The organism is Janthinobacterium sp. SUN026, assembly GCF_030397625.1.
GTDB lineage: Bacteria > Pseudomonadota > Gammaproteobacteria > Burkholderiales > Burkholderiaceae_D > Janthinobacterium > Janthinobacterium kumbetense.
Genome location: NZ_JAPQNU010000001.1, coordinates 365,033 through 387,829 on the forward strand (window position 1 = coordinate 365,033; position 22,797 = coordinate 387,829).

Genomic DNA, 22,797 nt, shown 5'->3' on the forward strand with positions numbered 1-22,797 from the left:
CGCTAGCGCACAAGCCGACCGGACTACATATTAATAGCGGTAACCGAACGCCGCTTCGAACTGGTCGGCGATGCTTTCCGGCGTAAACACGTGGTTTTGCGCGCCCTGGGTGGCGATCTTGATGGCGCCCAGCAGGCTGGCCAGGCGGCCGCTGGTTTCCCAGCCCAGGTCGTTGGTGATGCCGAACAGCAAGCCAGCACGGTAGGCGTCGCCGCAACCGGTCGGATCCAGCACTTCCTTGGCGGCCACGACAGGAATGTCGATGCGCTTGCCGTCCGTGTAGATTTCCGATCCTTTTTCGCCACGCGTGACGATCAGCGCTTCCAGGCGGCTGGCGATGTCCGGCAGAGTCAGGCCCGTGCGCTCCATCAACATCTCCATTTCATAGTCGTTGGCCGACACATACGTGGCTTTGTTGATGAAGTCGATCAACTGTTCGCCGTTGAAGCGTGGCAACTGCTGGCCCGGGTCGAACATGAAGGGAATGCCCAGCTCGGCCAGGTCGGCGGCGTGCTTGAGCATGCCCTGGTCGCCATCCGGCGAAATGATGGCGACCTTGGCCGGCCCCGCATTGGCGATCGGGTTTTCATGCGCAAACGACATGGCGCCCGGGTGGAAGGCGTTGATCTGGTTATTGTCCGCATCGGCCGTGACGAAGCACTGCGCGTTGTAGCTGTCGGCCTTGATCAGGATGTTGGCGGTGGAAATACCCAGCTTTTGCAGACGCTCCAGGTAGGCGGCGCTATCTTGCCCCATGACGCCGACGATGCGCGGGTCGCCGCCCAGCATTTTCAGGCTGTAGGCGATGTTGCCCGAGCAGCCGCCGAACTCCGTGCGCATGGTGGGCACGAGGAAGGAGACGTTTACCTTGTGCAACTGGTCGGCCAGCAGGGATTCGCCGAAGCGGCCGGGGAATTGCATGATGGTGTCGGTGGCAAGCGAGCCGCAGATCAGCGATGTTTTGGTCATGATAGTGTCTGTTAAGGGTAAAAGATGGCGATATGGTAGCCAGACGCCGTGAGTTGGTCTAATGCAAAGTACAGTTTGATGGTTTGTTCCGAGCGCGGCGCAAACCCCGTGCTCACGTCGATCGTGGCCGGCAGGTAGTCGCGCGGCGCGATCACGCGGCGCAAGACCGGTTTGTCGTTGGCGTCGTTGAGGATCAGTTCGATGCTGGGCCAGGCTTGCACGCTGCGGCCCTGGTTGCGCAGCAGCGAGACGTAGGAAAAGGTTTGGTCCTTCAAAGTTTGCAACTCGCCTTGCTCGATGGACAGCGCCTCGATCTGCGCCGGCAAGTCGACTTGGCAGCCACTGAGCTTGCACAGCGCTACCAGGGTCGGTTTCCACTGGGGAAATTGCGCCGCCAGCGGATTGCGGAAAGTGGTCATCACTTGCAGTAATAATAATAGCAGCAGTACCACCGAGCCGAGGGCCATGGCCACGCGCAAGGCCTTGCCGCTCTGTTCGCGGCGCCGGCCCAAGGTCACAAAGGCCGGCTCGTCGTCGGCCGGCGGCTGGACGGGTTCTTCCTGCTCTTCGGCGGCATCCGGCGCAATCGGGGCGGCGGGCAGCGGGTCGGCCAGCGTGGGTTCCCGGCGCGCGGGGCTGGCTGCGGCAGACGCCGCAGGCAGGGGCTTGTCCAGGTTGACTTTTTCGGCGGCAGGCAATGCCGGTACGGCACCCGTTTCCAGGTTCGGTTCGCGGCGGCTATCGCGCAAATACGTGGCGAAGGCGGGCGCCTCATCGACCTGGCGGCGCTTGAAGGGCGCCATTGGCTGGGGCAACGGTGGTTCGGGCAGTTCTGCCGGTGTTTCTACTGGTGTTGCTTCAGGTATATCGAGTGGTGCGGCGGCCGGCACGTGGTTCAGCGCCTCGTCGGGCAGGGCCACGTCGAGGTCCAGCTCGATGTGCTCGCCATCGTCTGCATCGTCCTTGAGCTGCGCCGTTTCCGGCAAGATGCCGAACGGGTCGAACGAGGTATCGAAGTCGAGGGAATAAATGGGTTCGTCGTCCGTGGCGGACGGCAGGCTGTTGTCGACCGGGTAACTAGTCGACAGGGGGGCGGCAGTGCCGGGGCCGGATGTTAAAAACGGCGATGCCGCAGCTGGATCGACCAGCGCGGCATTGCCGTCAAACACTTCCCTGCACGTGCCGCAGCGCACGATGCCCCCACGTAACTTCAACTGGTCAGCAGCGACCCGAAATATCGTGTTGCAATGGGGGCATTTGGTGGCGAGGGCCATTGCTGTGCTTATGCACCTTCCGCGCGGGGCGCAGGTGCTTGCGTGCTGCCCAGGCGGCCATGCAGGGCCACCCAGCCGTCTTGCTCGGCCCATACACCCAGCTGGATGAACGGTGCGTAGGCAGCGGCCACTTCTTCCGCCTGATGTGCCAGCACGCCGGACAGGATCAGGGCGCCGCCGTCGGCAACGCGGCCCGACAGCATCGGCGCCATCAGTTTCAATGGGCTCGACAGGATGTTGGCGACAACGATGTCGAACTTGGCCGTGGCGTGTGCCGAGGTGGCAAACGTGTCTGGCAAGAAATATTCGATCTCGCACTGGTTGCGTTCGGCATTGTCGCGCGCCGATTCGATCGCCTGCGGGTCGATATCGACGCCGGCCACCGTTTGCGCGCCGAGCTTCTTGGCCACCATGGCCAGGATGCCGGAACCGCAACCGTAGTCGAGCACGGTCTTGCCGGGAGCAGGGTTTGCTTCCAGCCATTCCATGCACAGGCGCGTGGTCGGGTGGCTGCCCGTGCCGAAAGCCAGGCCCGGGTCCAGTTCCAGGATCAGGCCGTCAGGATCCGGTGCCTCGTGCCAGCTGGGCACGACCCAGATATTCTTGCCGATGTGAATCGGTGCGAATTGCGACTGCGTCAGGCGTACCCAGTCCTGCTCCTCCACGGGACGCATGGTAAAGGCAGGTACGTCCATCATGCCGACCGCTTGGGCGGCGGCGGCCACGATGGCGGCTTGGTCGGCGTCGACGTCCGTCAGCGCCACCACGCGGCTGCGTTCCCACGCCGCTTCCTTCGGTTCCATGCCGGGCTCGCCAAACAAGGGCTGCTCGGCATCCGTGCCTTCATCGGCGTCTTCCACCGACACCGACAGGGCGCCCGCTTCCATCAACGCGTCGGACATGGCCTCGGCGTTGTCACGGGCGATTTCGATGACGATTTCCGTCCAGCTCATGCGCCCGCCTTGATTTCGGATTTCTTGGCGATGCTGGGGCTGCCGCTATTCAGGTTCTTGCCCAGGTCCGGCATATCGGCCAGTTTCTGTTCCAGATAGTGAATGTTGGTGCCGCCTTCGATGAAGCGCGCGTCGATCATCAGTTCGCGGTGCAGGGCGATATTCGTGTTGATGCCTTCGACCACCATTTCGGACAGGGCGATCTGCATGCGGCGGATCGCTTGCTCGCGCGTGGCGCCGTAAGCGATCACTTTGCCGATCATCGAGTCGTAGTGCGGCGGAACGTAGTAGCCGGCGTAGGCGTGCGAGTCGACGCGGATGCCGGGGCCGCCCGGTGCATGCCACGAGACGATCTTGCCTGGCGATGGCGTGAACTTGAACGGATCTTCGGCGTTGATGCGGCACTCGATGGCGTGGCCCGACAGCAGGACGTCGCGCTGGCGGAAACGCAGTTTTTCACCGGCGGCGATGCGGATCTGCTCTTGCACGATGTCGATGCCGGTGATCATCTCGGTGACCGGATGCTCCACTTGCACACGGGTATTCATTTCAATGAAATAGAACTCGCCGTTTTCGTACAGGAATTCGAACGTGCCGGCGCCGCGGTAGCCGATCTTGCGGCACGCTTCGGCGCAACGGTCGCCAATTTTCTCGATCAGCTTGCGCGGGATGCCCGGCGCTGGTGCCTCTTCGATCACTTTCTGGTGGCGGCGCTGCATGGAGCAGTCGCGCTCGCCCAGCCAGACTGCGTTCTTGTGTTCGTCGGCGAGGATCTGGATTTCCACGTGGCGCGGATTTTCCAGGTACTTCTCCATATACACTTCAGGGTTGCCGAAGGCCGTGCCGGCTTCCGTCTTGGTCATCGCCACGGCGTTGATCAGGGCCGCTTCCGTGTGCACCACGCGCATGCCGCGTCCGCCACCGCCACCGGCGGCCTTGATGATGACCGGGTAGCCGATCTTGCGGGCAATTTGCACGATCGCTTTCGGATCGTCCGGCAACGCGCCTTCCGAGCCGGGGACGCACGGTACGCCAGCCTTGATCATGGTTTGCTTGGCCGACACTTTGTCGCCCATCAAACGGATCGATTCCGAGCGAGGGCCGATGAAGACGAAGCCCGATTTCTCGACGCGTTCGGCAAAGTCGGCGTTTTCCGACAGGAAGCCATAGCCTGGGTGAATCGCTTGCGCATCCGTCACTTCAGCGGCGCTGATGATGGCGGGCATGTTCAGGTAGCTCAGGGACGACTGGGCCGGGCCGATACAAACGGATTCGTCGGCCAGCTTGACGTATTTCGCGTCCTTGTCGGCTTCGGAGTGGACTACAACCGTTTTAATGCCCATTTCGCGGCAGGCGCGCTGAATACGGAGGGCAATTTCACCACGGTTGGCAATCAGGATTTTTTCAAACATGGTAGGTTCGCGTATGTCTGTGAGAGCCGGCGAGCCGGCGAAACAACAAGTGTGAGGGGCTAAAACTGCAAACGGCCGTTGCCGGCCGTGTGGACTGGGTTTTAGCCGATCACAAACAAGGGTTGACCGAATTCGACCGGTTGGCCGTTTTCGACCAGGATCTGGGTCACGACACCGGCTTTATCGGAGTCGATTTCATTCAGGAGCTTCATCGCTTCGATGATGCACAGGGTATCACCTTCCTTGACGGTCGAGCCCACTTCAACATAGGCGGCGCTGCCAGGAGCGGAAGAGCGGTAGAAGGTACCGACCATCGGCGACTTGACCACATAGCCCGTTGGCTCGGCGGCGACCACGACGGCGGCTGCCGCAGCGGGAGCGGCGGCTGGCGCGGCTGGCTGGTATTGGGCTGGCATGCCTTGCGGCTGCATCATGACCATCTGGTTTTGCGGCATGGCCGACGATTTGACGATGCGAACCTTGCTTTCGCCTTCGGTAACTTCCAGCTCTGCGATATCCGATTCGGCGACCAGGTCGATCAAGGTCTTGAGTTTTCGTAGATCCATGTAAAACCCCTAGGAATGTAGTTTGTTTTATGAGTGATGCGGTGATGTCCAAGAACCTATCGCCGCGCTAAATGCGTGCAGATCGCGTAGATTAACGTTTTTTAAGCGCAAAGTCGATGGCAAACCGATATCCATCGATACCCAGGCCGCAGATCGTCCCCTGCGCGATCGCGCTGAGAAATGAGTGATGTCGAAACGTTTCGCGTTGATAAATATTCGAGATATGGACTTCCACGAACGGGATGGCGACCCCGGCCAGCGCATCGCGCAAGGCAACGCTGGTATGGGTCAGGCCGCCCGGATTGATGACGATGGCATCGATCCCTTCCGCTCGCGCGGCATGGATGCGGTCGATCAGCGCGCCTTCATGGTTGCTTTGAAAGCAAACCAGGTCGGCACCGGCCGCCATGGCTTGCGCCATTGCTGCCTGCTCGATATCGGCCAAGGTGCTGGCGCCGTAGACCTCAGGCTCGCGCGTTCCCAGCAAATTCAGGTTGGGACCGTTGAGCAGAAGGAGGTTTTTTGCCATGTATGGAAGACCGTTTTAGCGAAAGTTCCGCATTTTGCCGCCAAAGATACGCATTGGCAAGAGAAAAAAGCACGCTCCGAATTTACAATTTATCCAGATCGGCGCGCAACTGATCAAATTTCAAGCGGCCCAGATAGGTCTTTTTGACTTCGCCATCGGCGCCGATCAGTACCGTAAAGGGCAAACCGCCCGTGGCATTGCCAAAATGACGCGACAGGTCGGTGCCGCTCATGCCGGATACATACACGGGATAGGCGATCTTGACCTTGCTGGCAAAAGTGGCAATATTACTGGCCGAATCGATACCGATGCCGATCACCTGCAGGTTTTTCGCCCCGTAATGGTTTTGCACTTCGGATAACTCTGGCATTTCTTCCACGCAAGGCGGGCACCACGGCGCCCAGAAATTCACCAGCAGGTTTTTTCCTTTCCATTGCGATAACGCCTGCGTGACGCCCGCCGCGTCCGGCAGGGACAGCGCATACAGTTCGTTGACGGGACCCTTCGCGCCTGGCGCGATGGCGGTCGTCTGCGGTCCCGCTTCTTTCCCCGCTTCTTTCGCTTTTTCCTTGCTCAAACCGACGTAAGCACCCATGCCGCCGAACATCAGCGCCACGATGGCGCAGGCGATCCAATTCTTTTTTGTCATAACTTTATCTATATCAATGTTAGTCGGCAGTCGGTACGCCGTCGGCGAGGCTGGCGGCCAGCAGGCTGCGCAACCCGGCGATGTCGGTGCGCAGCACTTTTCCATCCGCCTTGGCTTTCAGCGCGCCGCGCATATCGTCGAGCTCATACATGGCCGCGTGCACGCCTTCGTTTTTCCACAAGAAACTGGCTGTCTCGACCGCATCATAACGCGCTCCCTTGAAATGCGGGCTTTCCGACATGTCGAGCACGACATTTTTATTCAGCAAGAAGATGTGGATGTCCTTGGCGCTCTCGGCAAACAGCTGCAAATAGATCTCGTCGTGGGGGCCGGCCGTGCCATTGAGCACGGGGCCGCTGAGCAGGGGATGAAATTGTTGCAACGCTTCCATCACCTGCAGCGCAATCGTGCGCAGCTGGAACAATCGCGCCGGCTGGCTGTCGGCCAGGAACAGGGCATTGTATTGCCGCACCTGTTCTTCGATCATGTCGTTGTCCGGCAAGATATTGGGGCGGTTCGGCGCGTCGCCCAGGACTTGCCGCGCCGCCTTGCGCTTGGCGCTGCCATAGTCGGCGCCATCCTGCGCCACGAGGCGCGCGGCAGCGGCGGCGATTTCCAGGCGCAACTGCGCGCTATCGTCAAATGCATCGTTCGTCATGAACGAGATGATACTCCGAAGCGGAAAAAGTCATGGCGTCAGGTAAAATCCTGCACTTGCTGTTTTTTATCTCACCGTCTTACTTACTTAAGCGTGCACCTTTCGCACTGATCACATGCATATTCATATTCTCGGCATTTGCGGTACCTTCATGGGCGGCCTGGCTGTCCTGGCCAAGGAAGCCGGCCATAAAGTCACTGGTTGCGATGCCAACGTGTATCCGCCGATGAGCACCCAGCTGGAATCGCAGGGAATCGAACTGATCCAGGGCTTTGATCCGGAACAAACCAAGCTGAACCCGGATTTGTATGTGATTGGCAATGTGGTCTCGCGCGGCAACCCGCTGGTGGAAGAAATCCTCAACCGCAGCCTGCCGTATGTGTCCGGCCCCCAGTGGATAGGCGAACACATCTTGCGCAACAAGTGGGTGCTGGCCGTGGCCGGCACGCATGGCAAGACGACAACGTCGGCCATGCTGGCCTGGATACTCGAAGACGCGGGCTACGCGCCGGGCTTCCTGATCGGCGGCGTGCCGATGAACTTTGGCATTTCCGCCCGCCTCAGCGGCAAGATCGACGGCAAAAGCGCCGATTCGGACTTCTTCGTCATCGAAGCCGATGAATACGACACGGCCTTCTTCGACAAGCGCAGCAAGTTCGTGCATTACCACGCGAAGACGGCCATCATGAATAACCTGGAATATGATCACGCCGACATCTTCCCCGATCTGCACGCGATCGAGACGCAATTCCACCATCTGGTACGCACCGTGCCCGGCATCGGTCGCCTCGTGTTCAACGGCGACGAAGCGTCGCTGCAGCGCGTGCTGGCGCGCGGTTGCTGGAGCGAAAAAGAAAGTTTCGGCCAAGATGCTAACTGGCAACTGCAAGAGCAGGCCGAAGGCAGCTTCGACGTGTACTTCAATGGCCAGCAGGAAGGCCATGTGGCGTGGGCGCTCACGGGCAAGCATAACCGCAGCAATGCGCTGGCGGCCATCGCCGCCGCGCGCCACGTGGGTGTGCCGATTGCCCAGGCGTGCGCCTCGCTGGCCACGTTCGAGAGCGTCAAGCGCCGCATGGAAGTGCGCGGCGTGGTCAACGGCATTACCGTGTACGACGATTTCGCGCATCACCCGACGGCCATTGCCACCACCGTGGGCGGCCTGCGCCAAAAAATGAGCCAAACCATCGGCAGCAGCGGCCGCATCCTGGCCGTGCTGGAACCGCGTTCGAACACCATGAAGCTGGGCGCCATGAAAGATGCGCTGCCCGGCAGCCTGAAGGATGCCGACCTGGTCTTCGGTTTCGGCAGCCATGCCGCGTTGGGCTGGAGCTTGGGCGACGCGCTGGCGCCGCTGGGCCAGATTGCCAGCGCCTATGAAGACATCGATGCACTGGTAGCGGCCGTGGCAGCTGCCGCCCGTCCCGGCGACCAGATCGTGGTCATGAGCAACGGCGGCTTTGGCGGCGTGCACCAGAAGTTGCTGGAGGCGCTGGGCCGATGATTCTGTACCTGCATGGATTTCGCTCGTCGCCCCTGTCGATGAAGTCGCGCCTGCTGGCCGCGCAGATGCAGGCGCTGGGCCGCGAAGCAGAATGGCTGTGCCCGCAATTGCCGGCCTCGCCCAAGCTGGCCATCGAGCTGGCCTTGTCGCTGGTCAAGGAGGTGGCGCCGGCCGACCTGACGATTATCGGCTCCTCGCTGGGCGGCTATTACGCCACCTGGCTGGCCGAACAGCTCGGTTGCCGCGCCGTGCTGCTCAATCCGGCGATTGTTCCCCTTATTGACCTGGAACAACATGTGGGCGTGACGACCGAATTCCATTCGGACAAGCCATTCGAGTTCAAGCGCGAATACATCGATGAGCTACGCACGTTTGCCGTAGAGAAAATTACGCAGCCGCAACGCTATTTCCTGATTGCCGCCACGGGCGATGAAGTGCTCGACTACCGCGACATGGTGGCGCATTATCAGGGGGCGCAGCAGTGCGTCATCGATGGCAGCGACCATGGCATCAGCGAATTTGCCGCATACCTGGCGCCCGTGCTGGCCTTTTGCGGCATCGACGCGGACTCTGCCCGGTGAGGCCGGGTTCGCTGCGCCAGGCGCAATGGCATGCGCACGTGAATGCCGTCAATGCGCCGCCGGCCTTGCGCCACTGGCTGACGGGCGGCGGTTCGCTGACGGCCAAGCTGAAAGCGCATAGCAGCGCGTTCCGCGTGCAATGTTTGCATCAGGAAACATCGCGCTGTTTGACCGACGAGGCCGCCATCATCGGTTTGCACCGTGCGGGTCGGGTGTGGGAACGCGAAGTGCTGTTGCGCTGTGATAACAAACCGGCCGTGTTTGGCCATACCGTCGTGCCCATGCAGGCGACGGCCACGGACTGGCCTTTGTTTTCCGCGCTGGGCGAGCGTTCGCTGGGTACGACCCTGTTTGGCGACCGCATGGTACGGCGCGGTGAACTGGAATTTGCCCGCTTGCGCGCCGGGCACCCGCTGGTGCAGCGGGCGCAGGCGGCGCTGGCAGGGGAAGGGCAGCGCGTCGATGACAAGTCGCTGTTTTTTGCCCGCCGCTGCTTGTACCAGCGTCACCAGGGATTGCTGCTGGTAACCGAAGTATTTTTGCCGGCGGTGCTGGAGTTGACGTCCGTCACTCGCACCGTTGCAACCGACACATTAATAAACAAAGCATAACAATGAATCTATTTTTTGAAGAATCCGGCGATTTCAAGGTCGGCACGGTCCTGTCGCAAGCGGGTGAAGCGTACCAGGTCGAAATGGCCAGCGGCAAGCGCACCAAGGTCAAGGTCAAGGATGTGCTGCTGCAGTATGAAAAACCGTCCCCGGCCGAGTTGCTCGAGCAAGCCAAGACTGTTGCTGCCGAGATCGACCTTGATTTCCTGTGGGAAGTGGCGGGCGAAGACGAGTTCGGATTTGCCGAGCTGGGCGCCGAGTATTTCGGTCACGCACCATTGCCGCCGGAAGCTGCCGGCCTGATCCTGGCCCTGCATTCGGCGCCCGTGTATTTCTACAAGAAGGGCCGTGGCCGCTACAAGGCGGCGCCGGAAGCGTCCCTGAAGGCGGCCCTGGCCGGCATCGAAAAGAAAAAACAGCAGGCGCTGGTGCAGGCAAGCTATGTGGAAGAACTGAAACAGAACCGCTTGCCTGCCTCGATGCAGCCGATGGTGCTGCAACTGCTGTTCAAGCCGGACAAGAACACGATCGAATACAAGGCACTGGAAGCGGCGTGCACGGAATTGCACACGACGCCGCCGCGCCTGATGCTGGCCGTCGGTGGTATTGCTTCGCCGAAAGACTTGCACCTGTCGAAATTCCTCTTCGAAAATTTCCCGAAAGGCGCCGGCTTCCCGAGCGTACCCGTGCCATCCGTGACGGCCAAGCTGCCGCTGGCCGACGTGGCCGCCTTCTCGATCGACGACGTGACCACGACCGAGATCGACGATGCTTTCTCAGTGCAACCGTTGCCGGATGGCACGGTCAAGGTCGGTATCCACATCGCCGCGCCGGGCCTGGGCATCCGCCCGGAAGACGTGATCGACAAGATGGCGCGCCAGCGCATGTCGACCGTCTACATGCCGGGGGACAAGATCACCATGCTGCCGGATGAAATCGTCAATGCGTTCACCCTGGCCGAAGGCACGACGTGCCCGGCCCTGTCGCTGTACGCCACGCTGGACCCGAAAGCGGACTGGGCAGTTGTCAGCACGCACACGCGCGCGGAACTGGTGCCGATCGCCAGCAATTTGCGCCATAACCAGCTGGACGACCTGGTCAACGAGGAAACCCTGGCCAGCGGTGAAGGCGAGTATCCGCACAAGGCCGATTTTGCCGTGTTGTGGCAATGGGCGCAGCAGCTGGAACAGGGCCGCATGAAAAAGCGCGAAGCGTTTGGCTTGAAGCCGGAACAGAATAACCGCGTCGATTTCAATTTCTATGTAGAAAATGACATCGTCACCGTGGCGCGCCGCAAGCGTGGCGCGCCGCTGGACAAGATCGTTGCCGAATTGATGATTTTTGCCAACAGTACCTGGGGCAAGATGCTGCACGACCATGGCGTGCCCGGCATCTACCGCAGCCAGGGCGGCGGCAGTGGCAATAGCTGGGCGGCAAAGATGCAGGTGCGCATGGTCACCCATGCTGCGCCGCACCAGGGCCTGGGCGTGGATCAATACGCGTGGAGCACCTCGCCCTTGCGCCGCTACACGGACCTGGTGAATCAGTGGCAAATCATCGCCTGCGCCGAGCATGGCGTGACGGCGCCGCTGGTGGCGCCGTTCAAGCCGCGCGATGCGAATTTGTTCGCCATCGTCTCGGCCTTCGACGCCGCGTATGCCGCGTATGGCGATTTCCAGTCGAACATGGAACGCTACTGGTGCTTGCGCTGGCTGCACCAGGAAAACGCGCGTCAGGTCGATGCCGTCGTCTTGAAGGATGAAATCTTGCGCCTGGTCGACATTCCGCTGGTCATCAAGCTGCCGGGCATGCCATCGGTGGCGCGCGGCGCCCAGGTGAAACTGGACTTGCTGCGCTGGGATGAAGTCGACCTGAGCATCGAAGCGCGCCTGCTGGAAATCGCCGCCGTGCCCGATGCGGCGGCCGATGCCGAACTCGACTACGAGGAAGAAGCGGGCGACGACGGCGCCGACGAGGGCGATGTGGCGCCGGAAGCGTCGCCGGAAGCGGCCAACCAGGTCAGCGACGCCGATGCGGAAGTGGCGGAACTGGCCAGCGAAGACGTGGTCAGCGAACCCGGGGTCAAGTAAGGCGTCCGTCAGGCCATGAGGCGGTGCTGAAAACTGTTGCCGGCACCGCCCTTTGACGTAGAATTCAGCCATCTTGTATCTTGTGCTTGTTGCGAACTGGGTTGCGCGTGAAGTCTTTCCGAGAGAATCGTTTCCTGATGATAGCCGTGGCGGTATCGCTGCTGGCGCACGGCGCCTTGCTGGCGATGCATTTTGTCGCCCCGGCGCCGCAGCGGGCCGTGGCTACCGATCCTGGCCTGGAAGTGATCCTGGTCAATGCCAAGCATGCGAACAAGCCGCTGAAGGCCGAGGCGCTGGCGCAAGCCAACCTCGACGGTGGTGGACAGGCCGATAAGGGGCGCGCCAAGTCGCCCTTGCCCGACATGCGCAAGGTGGAAGAGGGCGACAGCGTCAAGGCCAGCGCCCGGCGCATTGCCGAACTGGAACAAAAACAGCAGGAATTGCTGACGCAGGCGGCCAAGCCGACGCCGTACAGCGCCGCGCCCGTCACGGAAAAGGACAAGCCCAATCCCCTGGCCAGCGGCTCGGACTTGATGGAAAGCAGCAAGGCCATCGCGCGCATGGCGGCCGAGATCAGCCAGACCGTGGAAGACCAGAATAAACGTCCGCGCAAGACTTTTATTACGCCCAGCACGCAGGAAGTCGGCTATGCCATGTATTACAAGACCCTGCAAAAGCGCATCGAGGAAATCGGCACCCTGAATTTCCCGCAAAAGAATGGCCGCAAGATGTATGGCGAACTGGTCGTTTATATCCCCATCTTCCAGGACGGCACGATTTACCAGAAGGAAGGCGGCGCCCGCGTGGAAAAAAGCTCGGGCAACCCGGCGCTGGATGCGGCGGCTCTGGCCATCGTGCGCCGCGCGGCGCCGTATGGTCGTTTTCCACCGAATATGTTGTCGAGTGACAAGGATGACCTGTGGGTCGTCATCACCCGCTTCAAATTTACGCGCGAAGAAAAAATGGAAGCTAACCTGACTGGCGGCAGCAATTGAACAAGAATGAAATGAATCCAGATCAATATTGCGTCTTCGGCAATCCTGTCGCCCACAGCAAGTCCCCCTTGATTCACGCCGCGTTTGCCTTGCAGACAGGGCAAGCCATGGTCTACGATCGCCGGCTGGCGCCGCTCGACGGTTTTGCGCTGGCGGCCCGTACGTTTGCCGCCGAGGGCGGCAAGGGCGCGAACGTGACGGTGCCCTTTAAACTGGACGCGTGCGCGCTGGCCACCGAGCTGACGCCGCGTGCGCAAGCGGCCGGCGCCGTCAATACCCTGCGTTTCGATAATGAAACCATTCTTGGCGACAATACCGATGGCGCGGGCCTGGTGGCGGACATTGTGCGCAACGCGGGCGTGAGCGTCGCGGGCAAGCGCATCCTGCTGCTGGGCGCCGGCGGCGCGGCGCGCGGCGTCGTGCTGCCCTTGCTGGAGCAGGGGCCGCAGGAAATGTTCATTGCCAACCGCACCGTGGCCACGGCCGAGGCGCTGGTGGCGCAGTTTGCCGACGCGCTGGCGCACCCCGGGCAGCTGCGCGCCGGCGGTTTCGCGCAGCCCGATGGCCAGTTCGATATCGTCATCAATGCCACCTCGGCCAGCCTGGCGGGCGACTTGCCGCCCGTGCCGCCGGGTATTTTCGGCCGCCACACCCTGGCGCTGGACATGATGTACGGCGCCCAGCCCACCGTCTTCATGGACTTTGCCGCCCAGCATGGCGCGCAGGTCCGCGACGGCCTGGGCATGCTGGTGGAGCAGGCGGCCGAAGCGTTTTACGTGTGGCGCGGCGTGCGGCCGCAGACGCAGGACTTGCTGGCGCAATTGCGGGGCAGCCTGTGAGCGGCGGCAAGAAGGGGGCGCGCCGCAGCCGCTACGGCTGGATCAAGTGGGTCTTCATCGTGCCCGTGCTGGCCTTTATCGTCGTGCAACTGTATTTCTTCCTGCAAATCTGGTGGTGGGTCGACCACAACCCGTCCAGCACGGCTTTCATGCGCGAACAGTTGTCTGTCTTGCAGGACAAGAATCCGAATGCCACGATCAAGCAGACGTGGGTGCCTTACAACCGCATCTCGAACAACCTGAAGCGGGCCATCATCGCCTCGGAAGACGCGAATTTTTCCGAGCACGAAGGCGTGGACTGGGATGCCTTGCAAAAGGCATATGAAAAAAACAGCAAGAAGCAGAAGGTCGTGGCGGGCGGCTCCACCATCACGCAGCAGCTGGCGAAGAATCTGTTCCTGTCCGGTTCGCGCAGCTATGTGCGCAAGGGCCAGGAGCTGATTATCACGTATATGCTGGAAAATCTGATGGAAAAGCAGCGCATTTTCGAGATTTATCTGAACGTGGTGGAATTTGGCACGGGCACCTTTGGCGCCGAAGCGGCCGCGCGCCACTATTACCGGGTCAGCGCGGCCGGCCTGAGTGCGGGACAGGCGGCGAAACTGGCCGTGATGCTGCCGAATCCCCGCTATTATGACCGTCACCGCGATACGGGCTACCTGAACCGGCGTACCAGTGTCATCCTGCGCCGCATGGGGGCGGCGGAATTGCCTTGAGGATAGTGGAATTTCTTTGCATAAAATCAAGGCTGCCTGATTGGCATTATTGCGGCGCAGCATCTTAATCGGCCCGGTTGGTGCAACGCCGCACTTTTTCCGTGAAAAAGCGGTGCCGGGGGTGGTCGTGAAAAGGCCTTTGCGGGTACACTTGCGCTGTTTTCATTTTTGGCGCCAGCGCCAGCACATCACGATAACCCAACATCCGGCTGAGAGCGCGCATGATCAATGTCTTTGTATTACAGAATGGCCGGCTCAACCAGGTGCCGATCGACAGCCGCGCAGACCTCGAAAATGCCGAACCGGTGTGGGTCGACCTGACCGACCCCACCGATGATGAACGGGCCTGGGTCAAGGCCATCTACAACGTCACCCTGCCGGGCGAAGACGAAGTCAAGGATATTGAAGCGTCGGCCCGCTATTACGAAGCGGAAAACGGCGACTTGCATCTGCGCACGGACTTCTTGCGCGAAGAAGACGACGGCCCGTCGCGCGTCATCACGGTAGCCTTCATTCTTGCCCGCAAGATACTGTTTTCCATGCATACGGACGACTTGCCCGTGTTCCGCCTGGTGCGCATGCGCGCCCGTTCGCGGCCAGGCTCGATTGCCGACTACATGGACGTGCTGCTCGACCTGTACGCCACCGATGCCGAATATTCGGCCGACGTGCTCGAAGGCATCTACCAGAACCTGGAAGAAGTCAGCACGCGCGTGCTGCAAAAGGAATTTACGGATGCGCACGCGGCCGAAGCGCTGAATGCCATTGCCCACGAGGAAGATTTGAATGGCCGCATCCGCCGCAACATGATGGATACACGCCGCGCCGTGAGCTTTTTGATGCGCGGCCGCTTGCTCAATTCCGAGCAGTTCGAGGAAGCGCGGCAGATTTTGCGCGACATCGAATCGCTGGACGGCCACACGTCTTTCCTGTTTGATAAGATTAACTTCCTGATGGATGCCACCGTCGGTTTCATCAACATCAACCAGAACAAGATCATCAAGATCTTCTCGGTGGCCAGCGTGGCCTTCCTGCCGCCTACCCTGATCGCCAGCGTGTACGGCATGAACTTCAAGCTGATGCCGGAACTGGAATGGTCGTTCGGCTATCCGTGGGCCTGGGGCCTGATGGTTACCAGCGCCATCGCCCCTTTCCTGTACTTCCGCCACCGCGGCTGGCTGAAATAAGCCCTTGGCGCCGGGACGCGTCCGCGCCCCGGCGCTACCACCGGATCTTGTCCGGATTTCAATGCGAGCGCAGCAATTTCAAAAATCAGCGATAATCACTGGTATTGCGTGGTATTGAATTGGTATTTGCGCGTAGCCGCTTGCCTGACGCCCGATTCTTTCCCCGTTGGCTGCCTTTGGCAGAAAAGTATCGTCATTCAGACGTTTTCTGCGTGGTAGCGTCCGCCTGTTCCACCTATGATCGTTGCGATGCCAGCCTTGGCCGGCTGGCCGCCGCATTTCCCGTCACTGTTGCCTTCTGGAGAGTCCATGCCTGATACCGCCACCATCCCAACGCGCTTTACCCACCTGATCAGCGACTGCGACGGCGTGCTGGTCGACAGCGAGGCCGTGGCCCTGCAAGCGCTGCTGGAATTGCTGGGGCCGCGCCTGCCCAACCTGCCCGAGGGCGTCACCCTGCAGGGTTTGATCGAGCCGCGCCTGGGCCAGCGCCTGGTGCCGCTGATGCAGGATATCTACAAGGAGCTGGGCTTGCCGCAATTGCCGGCCGACGAGATCATGGCCATCGGCAACGCCGTCGATGTGGCCTGCGATGCGCAGCTGCGCGCCGTGCCCGGCGTGGCGCAGGCGCTGGCCGCCATTCCCCTGCCCAAGGCTGTGGCCTCGAACAGCGTCAGCGCGCGCGTGCTGTCATCGCTCGAGCGGACTAGCATGGCGCCGCTGTTCGACAAGCGCGTCTTCACGCCGGACCTGGTGGGTCACGCCAAGCCGCATCCGGGCCTGTACTTGGCAGCGGCGGCTGCTTTCGGCGTGCCGCCTGGCCAGTGCCTGGTGCTGGAAGACAGCGTCACGGGCGTGACGGCCGCCGTGGCGGCGGGCATGACGGTATTGGGATTCATTGGCGGCGGGCATATCGCCGCCGGCCAGGAAGCGCGCCTGAAGGCGGCTGGCGCGCATGTCGTGTTCAGCGACATGGCCAGCCTGCCGGCGCTGGTGGCTGCGGTGATGGACACCGCGGCAGTGTAACTTTACGCGAGCTTGGCAAACACCTTGCGTGCGGCAGCGATGGTGGCGTCGATGACGGCATCGTCGTGCTGCGCCGAGACGAAGCCTGCCTCGAAGGCGGCTGGCGCGAAGTACACGCCTTCGTCCAGCATGGCGTGGAAGAAGGCGTTGAACTTGCTGCGGTCGCCCGCCATCATTTCCGCGTAGCTGGTCGGTGGGGTGGCGCTGAAATAAATGCCGAACATGCCGCCGATATAGTCGGCGCAGAAGACCACGCCCGCTTCCTTGGCGGCGGCCGTCAGGCCTTCGGCCAGGCGCTTGGCCGTGGCGCCCAGCTGCTCGTAGAAGCCAGGCTGCTGGATCAGTTTCAAGGTGGCCATGCCGGCCGCCACGGCGACGGGGTTGCCGGACAAGGTACCGGCCTGGTAGACGGCGCCCAGCGGCGCCATATGGTGCATCAGCGCCGCGCTGCCGCCGAAGGCCGCCACCGGCATGCCGCCGCCGATCACCTTGCCCAGCGCCGTGAGGTCCGGCTGGATGCCGTACAGTGCCTGCGCGCCGCCCAGGGCCACGCGCAGGCCGCACATGACTTCATCGAAAATGAGCAGGGCGCCGTGCTGCGTGCACAGTTCGCGCATCGCCTGCAGGAATGTGGGGGTGGCTTTCACCAGGTTCATGTTGCCGGCCACGGGTTCGACGATGACGCAGGCGATTTCCGCGCCGAAGCTGTCGAAGGCGTCCTTCAGCTGTTCCACGTTGTTATAGTCGAGGACCAGCGTGTGTTTCACGAAATCTTCCGGCACGCCGGCCGACGTCGGGTTGCCGAAGGTGAGCAGGCCGCTGCCCGCCTTTACCAGCAGCGAATCGGCGTGGCCGTGGTAGCAGCCTTCGAACTTGACGATCTTGTCGCGTCCCGTGGCGCCGCGCGCCAGGCGCAGGGCGCTCATGGTCGCTTCCGTGCCCGACGACACCAGGCGTACTTGCTCGATCGACGGCACCAGGCGCGTGATTTCCTCGGCCATCAGCACTTCGCCCTCGGTCGGCGCGCCGAACGACAGGCCCAGCGCGGCGGCATCCTGCACCGCTTTCACTACTTCAGGATGGGCATGGCCGACGATGGCCGGACCCCAGGAGCCGATGTAGTCGATATAGCGCTTGCCATCCGCGTCCCAGAAGTACGGGCCTTCGGCGCGCGTGATGAAGCGCGGCGTGCCGCCCACGGAGCGGAAGGCGCGCACGGGCGAATTGACGCCGCCTGGCGTGGTTTTTTGTGCGCGGGCAAACAGGATGTCGTTCTGTGAAGTCGTCGTCATGATAATCGTGCCTTGAAAGTGGATCGTTGTCTGTGTCGTCTGGTCAGTGTTTATTGGCCGCCGCGCGGGCGCTGCTGCCGGAACAGCCGGTTCGGCACCAGCTTGCCCATGCCGTGGCGCTGCGCGTGGGCCAGTGCGCCGGTGGTGAATTCCTGCGCCGCCACGACCACCTGCGGCACATCGTCTTCGTTTTCCGCCAGGGCCAGCAGGGCGGTGGCCGCGGCCGACAGGGTGCTGCCGGCGCCGTTGAAGATGCCGGGCAGGTGCTGCCATTCGTCGTGGCGCACCACGCCGTCCTCGCCGAACAGGGTATTGGCGCGCAGCTTGCCTTCGGCCGTGCCGGATTTGCTGGGGTCGGCCGGCATGCCGGTGACGAGCACGTATTCGCAGCCCAGGGCCACCAGATAGTCGACGTCGTTTTGCAGGGTGTCGTCCGGATCGGCGTCGCGCCAGGTCTCGGCCAGGCGTTCCAGCTCCACCGGCGAGAGCACCAGCAGGGTCGTTTGCGGGATCAAGAGCTGGCGCACGGCCGTGAGGATGTCTTCGTCGTCCATACCCTGTTCCGGCAGCGCCGAAATGAAGGGATCGAGGATCAGCGGCACGTTCGGATAGTCGGAGACGATTTCGGCGATGGCCGTGACGTTTTCCACGCTGCCCAGCGCGCCGATCTTGATGGCGGCCACGGACATGTCTTCCAGCAGCACGCGCGCCTGGTCGGAAACCCAGTCAGGATCGACCGCCTGCACGTCTTCCACGCGCGCCGTATCGCTGATCAGCAGGCCCGTGGTGACGGACAGTCCATGGCAGCCGAAGGCTGAAAACGTGGCCAGGTCGGCCTGGATACCGATCGCGCCGACCGGATCGGACACGCCGAAGCTTAATATGAGGGGAGAAGTTTGGTTTTGCACGGCGGGTAGATTAAGATACCTAATTCAGCATTTTACTTGATTGAAGGGTGGCAGAACGTGAGTAGCAACGAAACAACGCAGCAATTCCAAACGTGGATGTGTCTTATTTGCGGCTGGGTTTATGATGAAGCGGCCGGCCTGCCGGACGAAGACATCGCTCCGGGCACGCGTTGGGCCGATGTTCCGATGAACTGGACCTGCCCTGAATGCGGTGCGCGCAAGGATGATTTCGAGATGGTGGCGCTGTAATTGATCGCAGTCCATGGGATGCCGTTGCCGCAAGCAGGTATCGCGGCAGCCTGTGCTATGGTATGAAAGATTGTCGAATAATCACATGACGCGTCCCTTTTTGCCCGAGGCGCCGGCTGATGCTGCATGCACCGGCATCACGATACTCGTCATCGACGACAGCGCGACGATACGCAGCGCGGCCGCGAAGATCCTGGGCGAGGCCGGTTATCGCGTGGTGGTGGCGGAAAACGGCTTCGAGGCCCTGGCAAAAATTGCCGACTGCCGGCCGGCGCTGATCGTGTGCGACATTGTGATGCCGCGCCTGGACGGCTACCGCACCTGCGCGCTGATCAAGGCCAGCGCGGCGCATCACGCCACGCCGGTGCTGATGCTGTCGTCGAAGGAGGGGCTGTTCGACCGCGCGCGCGGCGCCATGGCAGGCGCCAGCGCCTGCCTGGCCAAGCCGCTGGCGCGCGAGGCGCTGCTGGAGGCCGTGTGGCTGCACCTGGCCGGGCATTTTGAGTAAGTGGTTTTATTGATTGACAACGCAGCAAGGAAGCAGATGGCCATACACACAATTCTGATCGTCGACGACTCGCCGACAGAACGCTATTACCTGAGCGAGATCCTGGTGCGTGCCGGCTACGCCGTCCTCACGGCGCAGGATGGCGCCGACGCGCTGGCGCAACTCAAGCAGGCCAGGCCCGACCTGATCCTGATGGACGTAGTGATGCCCGGTGCGAATGGCTTCCAGATCACGCGCGCCATCGCGCGCGATCCCGAACTGCAGGACGTGCCGGTGATTATCTGCTCCAGCAAGAGCCAGGAAACGGACCGCATCTGGGGCTTGCGCCAGGGCGCGCGCGATTACCTGGTCAAGCCGGTGGTCGAAGCCGAGTTGCTGGCCAAGATCGCCGCGATTTCCTGAGCATGCAGACGATGCCAGGTCACGGCGTATCCACCGCGGCTTACCCGTCCGCCGCCATGCCATCTTTCGAGACGGGTGCGCGGCAGGGGCGCTTGCGCCAGTATCAGCTGCAATTGATCGAGCGGATACAGGCCGCGCGCAGCGGCGCGCTGGCGGCGCGCAAGGAACTGGGCGTGATGCTCGGTGGCCGGCCGTGCCTGCTTGACCTGACGCAGCTTGGCGAAATCGTCATTGCCGCCGGTGTGCAGATCCAGGGTGTGCCGCTGGCGCAGGACTGGTATCTGGGCCTGGCGGCCATGCGCGGGCGTTTGACGGGGGTCGTCGACCTGGCCCGCTACATGGGCGAAGCGGCTTGCGCGCCCGGCAATCACTGCCGCATCATCACCTTTTCTCCCCGCCTGGGCCTCAATTGCGCACTGCTGGTCGAACGCGTGCTGGGTTTGCGCCAGTTGCGCGCGATGCAGCACGTGCAGGATACGGCGCAGGGCGTGCTCCCATCGTGGGCGGCACAGGCGCTGCGCGACAGCGAAGGGCAGCAGTGGCTGCGCCTGGACCTGGCGCAGCTGGCGCAGTCGGCACGCTTCCTCGATGCCGGCTTTGATGGCCTCCCTGACCACAAGGATATTTGCTGATGGGTGCCCATTCCCCGATCTTGGCGGCCGGCATACCCGAAGCGCAGCACGCTCCGGAAGCGCCGGCATCGACGGCCGACCTGCCGCTGCGCCTGCGCGACGCGCTGGGACGGCGCAAGTCGCTGGCCAGCGCGCCTGCCGGGGACTGGAAGCTGCCGCTGATCGGCCATTTTCCGCTGCAAAAACAATTGAGCATCCTGTCGACGGTGATGGCACTGAGCCTGGCCGCCAGCCTGCTGTTCGTCGGGCTGAATACGCGCAGCGGCAATATCGCCTCGGCGCAGACGCAGCTGGCCAGCGATGCGCTGATGCATTCGCAGCGCATCGGCAAGGCTGCGCCGAACGCCGTGCAAGGCAATCCGGAAGCCTTCCGCCAGCTCGAGGAAAGCCGCAATGAACTGAATCAGGATTTCCGCCTGATGCTGCGCGGCGGGACGTATCGCGGGCGCGATATCGGCGAGTCGCGTTCCGCCCTGTTGGCTGCGGTGGCCGACGCGCGCAAGAAGTGGGCCAGCAGCGACCGCGCGGCCAGCACCATCTTGCGCCTGAAACTGGAACTGGGCGAATTCGACAAGACCTTGCAGCAATTGAATGCGCTGTCGCCGGCGCTGCTGGCGCAGACCGAGGAAATTGCTGCGCTCAAGGTGCAGCGTGGCGGCAATGCGCGCGACCTGGCCGTCATCGGCCGCCTGATGATGTTGAGCCAGCGCATGAGCCGCAGCGCCAGCGAGTTCCTGTCGTCGGGCAGCATCAGCTCGGAAACGGCGTTTTCGCTGGGACGCGACACGACGTATTTCCGCACCGCCGTCGAAGGCTTGCTCAATGGCAGCGTGTCGCTGCAATTGGCGCCCACGCGCGACGCCGAACTGCGCGACCGGCTGGTGGCGCTGAAAGCCAGCTTCGACATTTACCAGAAGCTGGTTTCGTCGATACTCGACCGGCTCGATAAATTCAGCTCGGCGAAAAGCGCCGAACAGCTGATTTTCAACGAGAACGAAGACCTGCGCCAGCGTTTGACCCTGCTGCAGCAGATGTACCACGTGAACCAGGAAACCCTGGGCGTCGCCTTCTGGATGATGGTCGGCGGCGTGTTGCTGACCCTGATCGCGGCGGCCGGCATCGGCCGCGTGCTGCTGCAGGACTCCGTCAACCGCACGCGCGACGCCGAGCGGCGGCGCCAGGAAGCGGAAATCCAGCGCTTGCTGTCGCAGGAAAAGGAAGAGCAGGCCAAGGCCAAGAATGAGCAGAACCAGGCGGCCATCCTGCGCCTGATGAACGAATTGCAGAAGGTCGCCGACGGCGACCTGACGGTGCAGGCGACCGTCTCGGAAGACATCACGGGCGCCATCGCCGATTCCGTCAATTACACGGTCGAGGAATTGCGCGGCCTGGTGGGGCGGGTGACGGCAACGGCCGAACAGGTCAATCGCGCCTCGACGCAGGCGCAGAGCATCTCCAGCAAGCTGTTGATCGCGTCGCAGCAGCAGTCGCGCGAAATCCAGGGCGTCAGCGCCACCGTGGTCAAGATGGCCAATGCGATTACCGACGTGTCGAAATCAGCCAGCGTCTCGGCTGACGTGGCGCGCCAGTCGGTGGCGGCGGCGCAGCAGGGTTCGACGGCGGTGGAAAACGCCATCAAGGGCATGCATGAAATCCGCGAGCAGATCCAGGATACCTCCAAGCGCATCAAGCGCCTGGGCGAATCGTCGCAGGAAATCGGCGAAATCACCGAGCTCATTTCCGACATCACCGAGCAGACCAACGTGCTGGCGCTGAACGCCGCCATCCAGGCTGCCTCGGCCGGCGAGGCGGGGCGCGGCTTTTCCGTCGTCGCCGAGGAAGTGCAGCGCCTGGCCGAACGCTCGGCCGCCGCCGCCAAGCAGATCGGCGCGCTGGTGCGCACCATCCAGGCCGATACCCAGGATGCGACGCGGGCGATGGAAACGTCCACGCAGGGCGTAGTCGAGGGCGCGCGCCTGTCCGACGCGGCCGGCGCGGCCTTGAACGATATCAGCCAGGTGTCGAAACACCTGGCTGAACTGATCCAGGGCATCTCGTTCGCCACCGGCACGCAGGCCGGTTCGGCAAGCGGCGTGGCCTTGAATATCCAGCATATCCTGAGCGTGACGGAGCAGACCCAGGATGGCACGCAGCAAACGGCGCAATCGATCCATAAACTGTCGATGCTGGCGCAGGAACTGAAAAATTCGGTGTCGCGCTTCCGCGTCGCCGCCTGAACGCCGCGCC

The 22,797-nt window shown here is 62.3% G+C and carries 25 protein-coding genes; 14 read left to right on the forward strand and 11 right to left on the reverse strand.

Annotated elements, in window-relative coordinates; genetic code table 11:
• Nucleotides 1-30: 30 nt before the first annotated feature.
• From OX459_RS01715 to OX459_RS01750, 8 genes are all read right to left on the reverse strand, one after another.
• Nucleotides 31-969, reverse strand: coding sequence for a carbohydrate kinase family protein (locus tag OX459_RS01715; RefSeq protein WP_099666521.1), 939 nt, complete (start codon nt 967-969; stop codon nt 31-33).
• An 11-nt stretch (nt 970-980) separates the two neighbouring features.
• Complete coding sequence (locus tag OX459_RS01720) at nt 981-2,243, reverse strand: DUF3426 domain-containing protein (protein WP_289903505.1); 1,263 nt, start codon at nt 2,241-2,243, stop codon at nt 981-983.
• Between the two features lie 8 nt (nt 2,244-2,251).
• Nucleotides 2,252-3,196: a 50S ribosomal protein L11 methyltransferase gene (gene prmA, locus OX459_RS01725; RefSeq protein ID WP_289903506.1), complete on the reverse strand. Its 945-nt coding sequence runs from the start codon at nt 3,194-3,196 to the stop codon at nt 2,252-2,254.
• Nucleotides 3,193-4,608 carry an acetyl-CoA carboxylase biotin carboxylase subunit gene (gene accC, locus OX459_RS01730; RefSeq protein WP_099666524.1) on the reverse strand — a complete coding sequence of 472 codons (1,416 nt, stop codon included), beginning with the start codon at nt 4,606-4,608 and terminating at the stop codon, nt 3,193-3,195. The genes prmA and accC overlap by 4 nt, the downstream gene beginning before the upstream one ends.
• 101 nt (nt 4,609-4,709) lie before the next feature.
• Nucleotides 4,710-5,174: an acetyl-CoA carboxylase biotin carboxyl carrier protein gene (accB, locus tag OX459_RS01735; RefSeq protein WP_077408497.1), complete on the reverse strand. Its 465-nt coding sequence runs from the start codon at nt 5,172-5,174 to the stop codon at nt 4,710-4,712.
• Nucleotides 5,175-5,265: 91 nt separating this feature from the next.
• Complete coding sequence (gene aroQ, locus OX459_RS01740) at nt 5,266-5,703, reverse strand: type II 3-dehydroquinate dehydratase (RefSeq protein ID WP_034746628.1); 438 nt, start codon at nt 5,701-5,703, stop codon at nt 5,266-5,268.
• A gap of 82 nt (nt 5,704-5,785) precedes the next feature.
• A complete protein-coding gene (locus OX459_RS01745) occupies nt 5,786-6,352 on the reverse strand; it encodes a TlpA disulfide reductase family protein (RefSeq protein ID WP_289903507.1) in 567 nt (188 codons plus the stop codon).
• 19 nt (nt 6,353-6,371) lie between these two features.
• Entirely contained in the window at nt 6,372-7,010 is a 639-nt protein-coding gene (locus tag OX459_RS01750; protein WP_289903508.1) for a hypothetical protein, read from the reverse strand.
• Between the two features lie 115 nt (nt 7,011-7,125).
• Here OX459_RS01750 and mpl point away from each other — a divergent pair, with 115 nt between their 5' ends.
• From mpl to mtgA, 7 genes are all read left to right on the forward strand, one after another.
• A complete protein-coding gene (mpl, locus tag OX459_RS01755) occupies nt 7,126-8,514 on the forward strand; it encodes a UDP-N-acetylmuramate:L-alanyl-gamma-D-glutamyl-meso-diaminopimelate ligase (RefSeq protein WP_289903510.1) in 1,389 nt (462 codons plus the stop codon).
• Nucleotides 8,511-9,095: a YqiA/YcfP family alpha/beta fold hydrolase gene (locus tag OX459_RS01760; protein WP_289903512.1), complete on the forward strand. Its 585-nt coding sequence runs from the start codon at nt 8,511-8,513 to the stop codon at nt 9,093-9,095. The genes mpl and OX459_RS01760 overlap by 4 nt, the downstream gene beginning before the upstream one ends.
• On the forward strand, nt 9,092-9,706 hold the full coding sequence (locus tag OX459_RS01765; protein WP_289900296.1) for a chorismate lyase: 615 nt from the start codon (nt 9,092-9,094) through the stop codon (nt 9,704-9,706). The genes OX459_RS01760 and OX459_RS01765 overlap by 4 nt, the downstream gene beginning before the upstream one ends.
• A 2-nt stretch (nt 9,707-9,708) precedes the next feature.
• Complete coding sequence (locus OX459_RS01770; RefSeq protein WP_289903513.1) at nt 9,709-11,796, forward strand: RNB domain-containing ribonuclease; 2,088 nt, start codon at nt 9,709-9,711, stop codon at nt 11,794-11,796.
• A gap of 137 nt (nt 11,797-11,933) precedes the next feature.
• The gene (locus OX459_RS01775) at nt 11,934-12,791 is read left to right on the forward strand and encodes a TonB family protein (RefSeq protein ID WP_077408490.1); all 858 of its coding nucleotides are present in this window, start codon (nt 11,934-11,936) and stop codon (nt 12,789-12,791) included.
• An 11-nt stretch (nt 12,792-12,802) separates the two neighbouring features.
• Nucleotides 12,803-13,630, forward strand: coding sequence for a shikimate dehydrogenase (gene aroE, locus OX459_RS01780; RefSeq protein WP_289903515.1), 828 nt, complete (start codon nt 12,803-12,805; stop codon nt 13,628-13,630).
• On the forward strand, nt 13,627-14,346 hold the full coding sequence (mtgA, locus tag OX459_RS01785; RefSeq protein ID WP_289903517.1) for a monofunctional biosynthetic peptidoglycan transglycosylase: 720 nt from the start codon (nt 13,627-13,629) through the stop codon (nt 14,344-14,346). Before aroE ends, mtgA begins: the two co-directional genes overlap by 4 nt.
• 64 nt (nt 14,347-14,410) lie before the next feature.
• Here mtgA and OX459_RS01790 read toward each other — a convergent pair whose 3' ends face one another.
• The gene (locus OX459_RS01790) at nt 14,411-14,569 is read right to left on the reverse strand and encodes a hypothetical protein (RefSeq protein ID WP_161789554.1); all 159 of its coding nucleotides are present in this window, start codon (nt 14,567-14,569) and stop codon (nt 14,411-14,413) included.
• Between OX459_RS01790 and corA the strand changes: the two genes are divergently transcribed.
• Together corA and OX459_RS01800 are read left to right on the forward strand one after the other, a co-directional pair.
• Nucleotides 14,568-15,533, forward strand: a complete 966-nt coding sequence (gene corA, locus OX459_RS01795) for a magnesium/cobalt transporter CorA (RefSeq protein WP_077408488.1) — start codon at nt 14,568-14,570, stop codon at nt 15,531-15,533. The genes OX459_RS01790 and corA overlap by 2 nt on opposite strands.
• 309 nt (nt 15,534-15,842) lie before the next feature.
• Complete coding sequence (locus OX459_RS01800; protein WP_099666533.1) at nt 15,843-16,559, forward strand: HAD-IA family hydrolase; 717 nt, start codon at nt 15,843-15,845, stop codon at nt 16,557-16,559.
• 2 nt (nt 16,560-16,561) lie between these two features.
• Here the strand turns inward: OX459_RS01800 and hemL are convergent, their stop codons facing one another.
• Nucleotides 16,562-17,851: a glutamate-1-semialdehyde 2,1-aminomutase gene (hemL, locus tag OX459_RS01805; RefSeq protein ID WP_289903521.1), complete on the reverse strand. Its 1,290-nt coding sequence runs from the start codon at nt 17,849-17,851 to the stop codon at nt 16,562-16,564.
• Between the two features lie 50 nt (nt 17,852-17,901).
• Nucleotides 17,902-18,759 carry a hydroxymethylpyrimidine/phosphomethylpyrimidine kinase gene (locus OX459_RS01810; RefSeq protein WP_289903523.1) on the reverse strand — a complete coding sequence of 286 codons (858 nt, stop codon included), beginning with the start codon at nt 18,757-18,759 and terminating at the stop codon, nt 17,902-17,904.
• Nucleotides 18,760-18,855: 96 nt separating this feature from the next.
• Here OX459_RS01810 and OX459_RS01815 point away from each other — a divergent pair, with 96 nt between their 5' ends.
• The 5 genes from OX459_RS01815 to OX459_RS01835 all read left to right on the forward strand — a co-directional run bounded on the left by OX459_RS01815 (nt 18,856) and on the right by OX459_RS01835 (nt 22,787).
• Nucleotides 18,856-19,008: a rubredoxin gene (locus OX459_RS01815; RefSeq protein WP_010401308.1), complete on the forward strand. Its 153-nt coding sequence runs from the start codon at nt 18,856-18,858 to the stop codon at nt 19,006-19,008.
• An 85-nt stretch (nt 19,009-19,093) separates the two neighbouring features.
• The gene (locus OX459_RS01820; RefSeq protein ID WP_289903524.1) at nt 19,094-19,516 is read left to right on the forward strand and encodes a response regulator; all 423 of its coding nucleotides are present in this window, start codon (nt 19,094-19,096) and stop codon (nt 19,514-19,516) included.
• Between the two features lie 36 nt (nt 19,517-19,552).
• Entirely contained in the window at nt 19,553-19,918 is a 366-nt protein-coding gene (locus OX459_RS01825; protein WP_077408483.1) for a response regulator, read from the forward strand.
• Between the two features lie 2 nt (nt 19,919-19,920).
• Nucleotides 19,921-20,550 carry a chemotaxis protein CheW gene (locus OX459_RS01830; RefSeq protein ID WP_289903526.1) on the forward strand — a complete coding sequence of 210 codons (630 nt, stop codon included), beginning with the start codon at nt 19,921-19,923 and terminating at the stop codon, nt 20,548-20,550.
• Nucleotides 20,550-22,787, forward strand: coding sequence for a methyl-accepting chemotaxis protein (locus tag OX459_RS01835; RefSeq protein WP_289903527.1), 2,238 nt, complete (start codon nt 20,550-20,552; stop codon nt 22,785-22,787). The genes OX459_RS01830 and OX459_RS01835 overlap by 1 nt, the downstream gene beginning before the upstream one ends.
• The last annotated feature ends 10 nt before the right edge of the window (nt 22,788-22,797 follow it).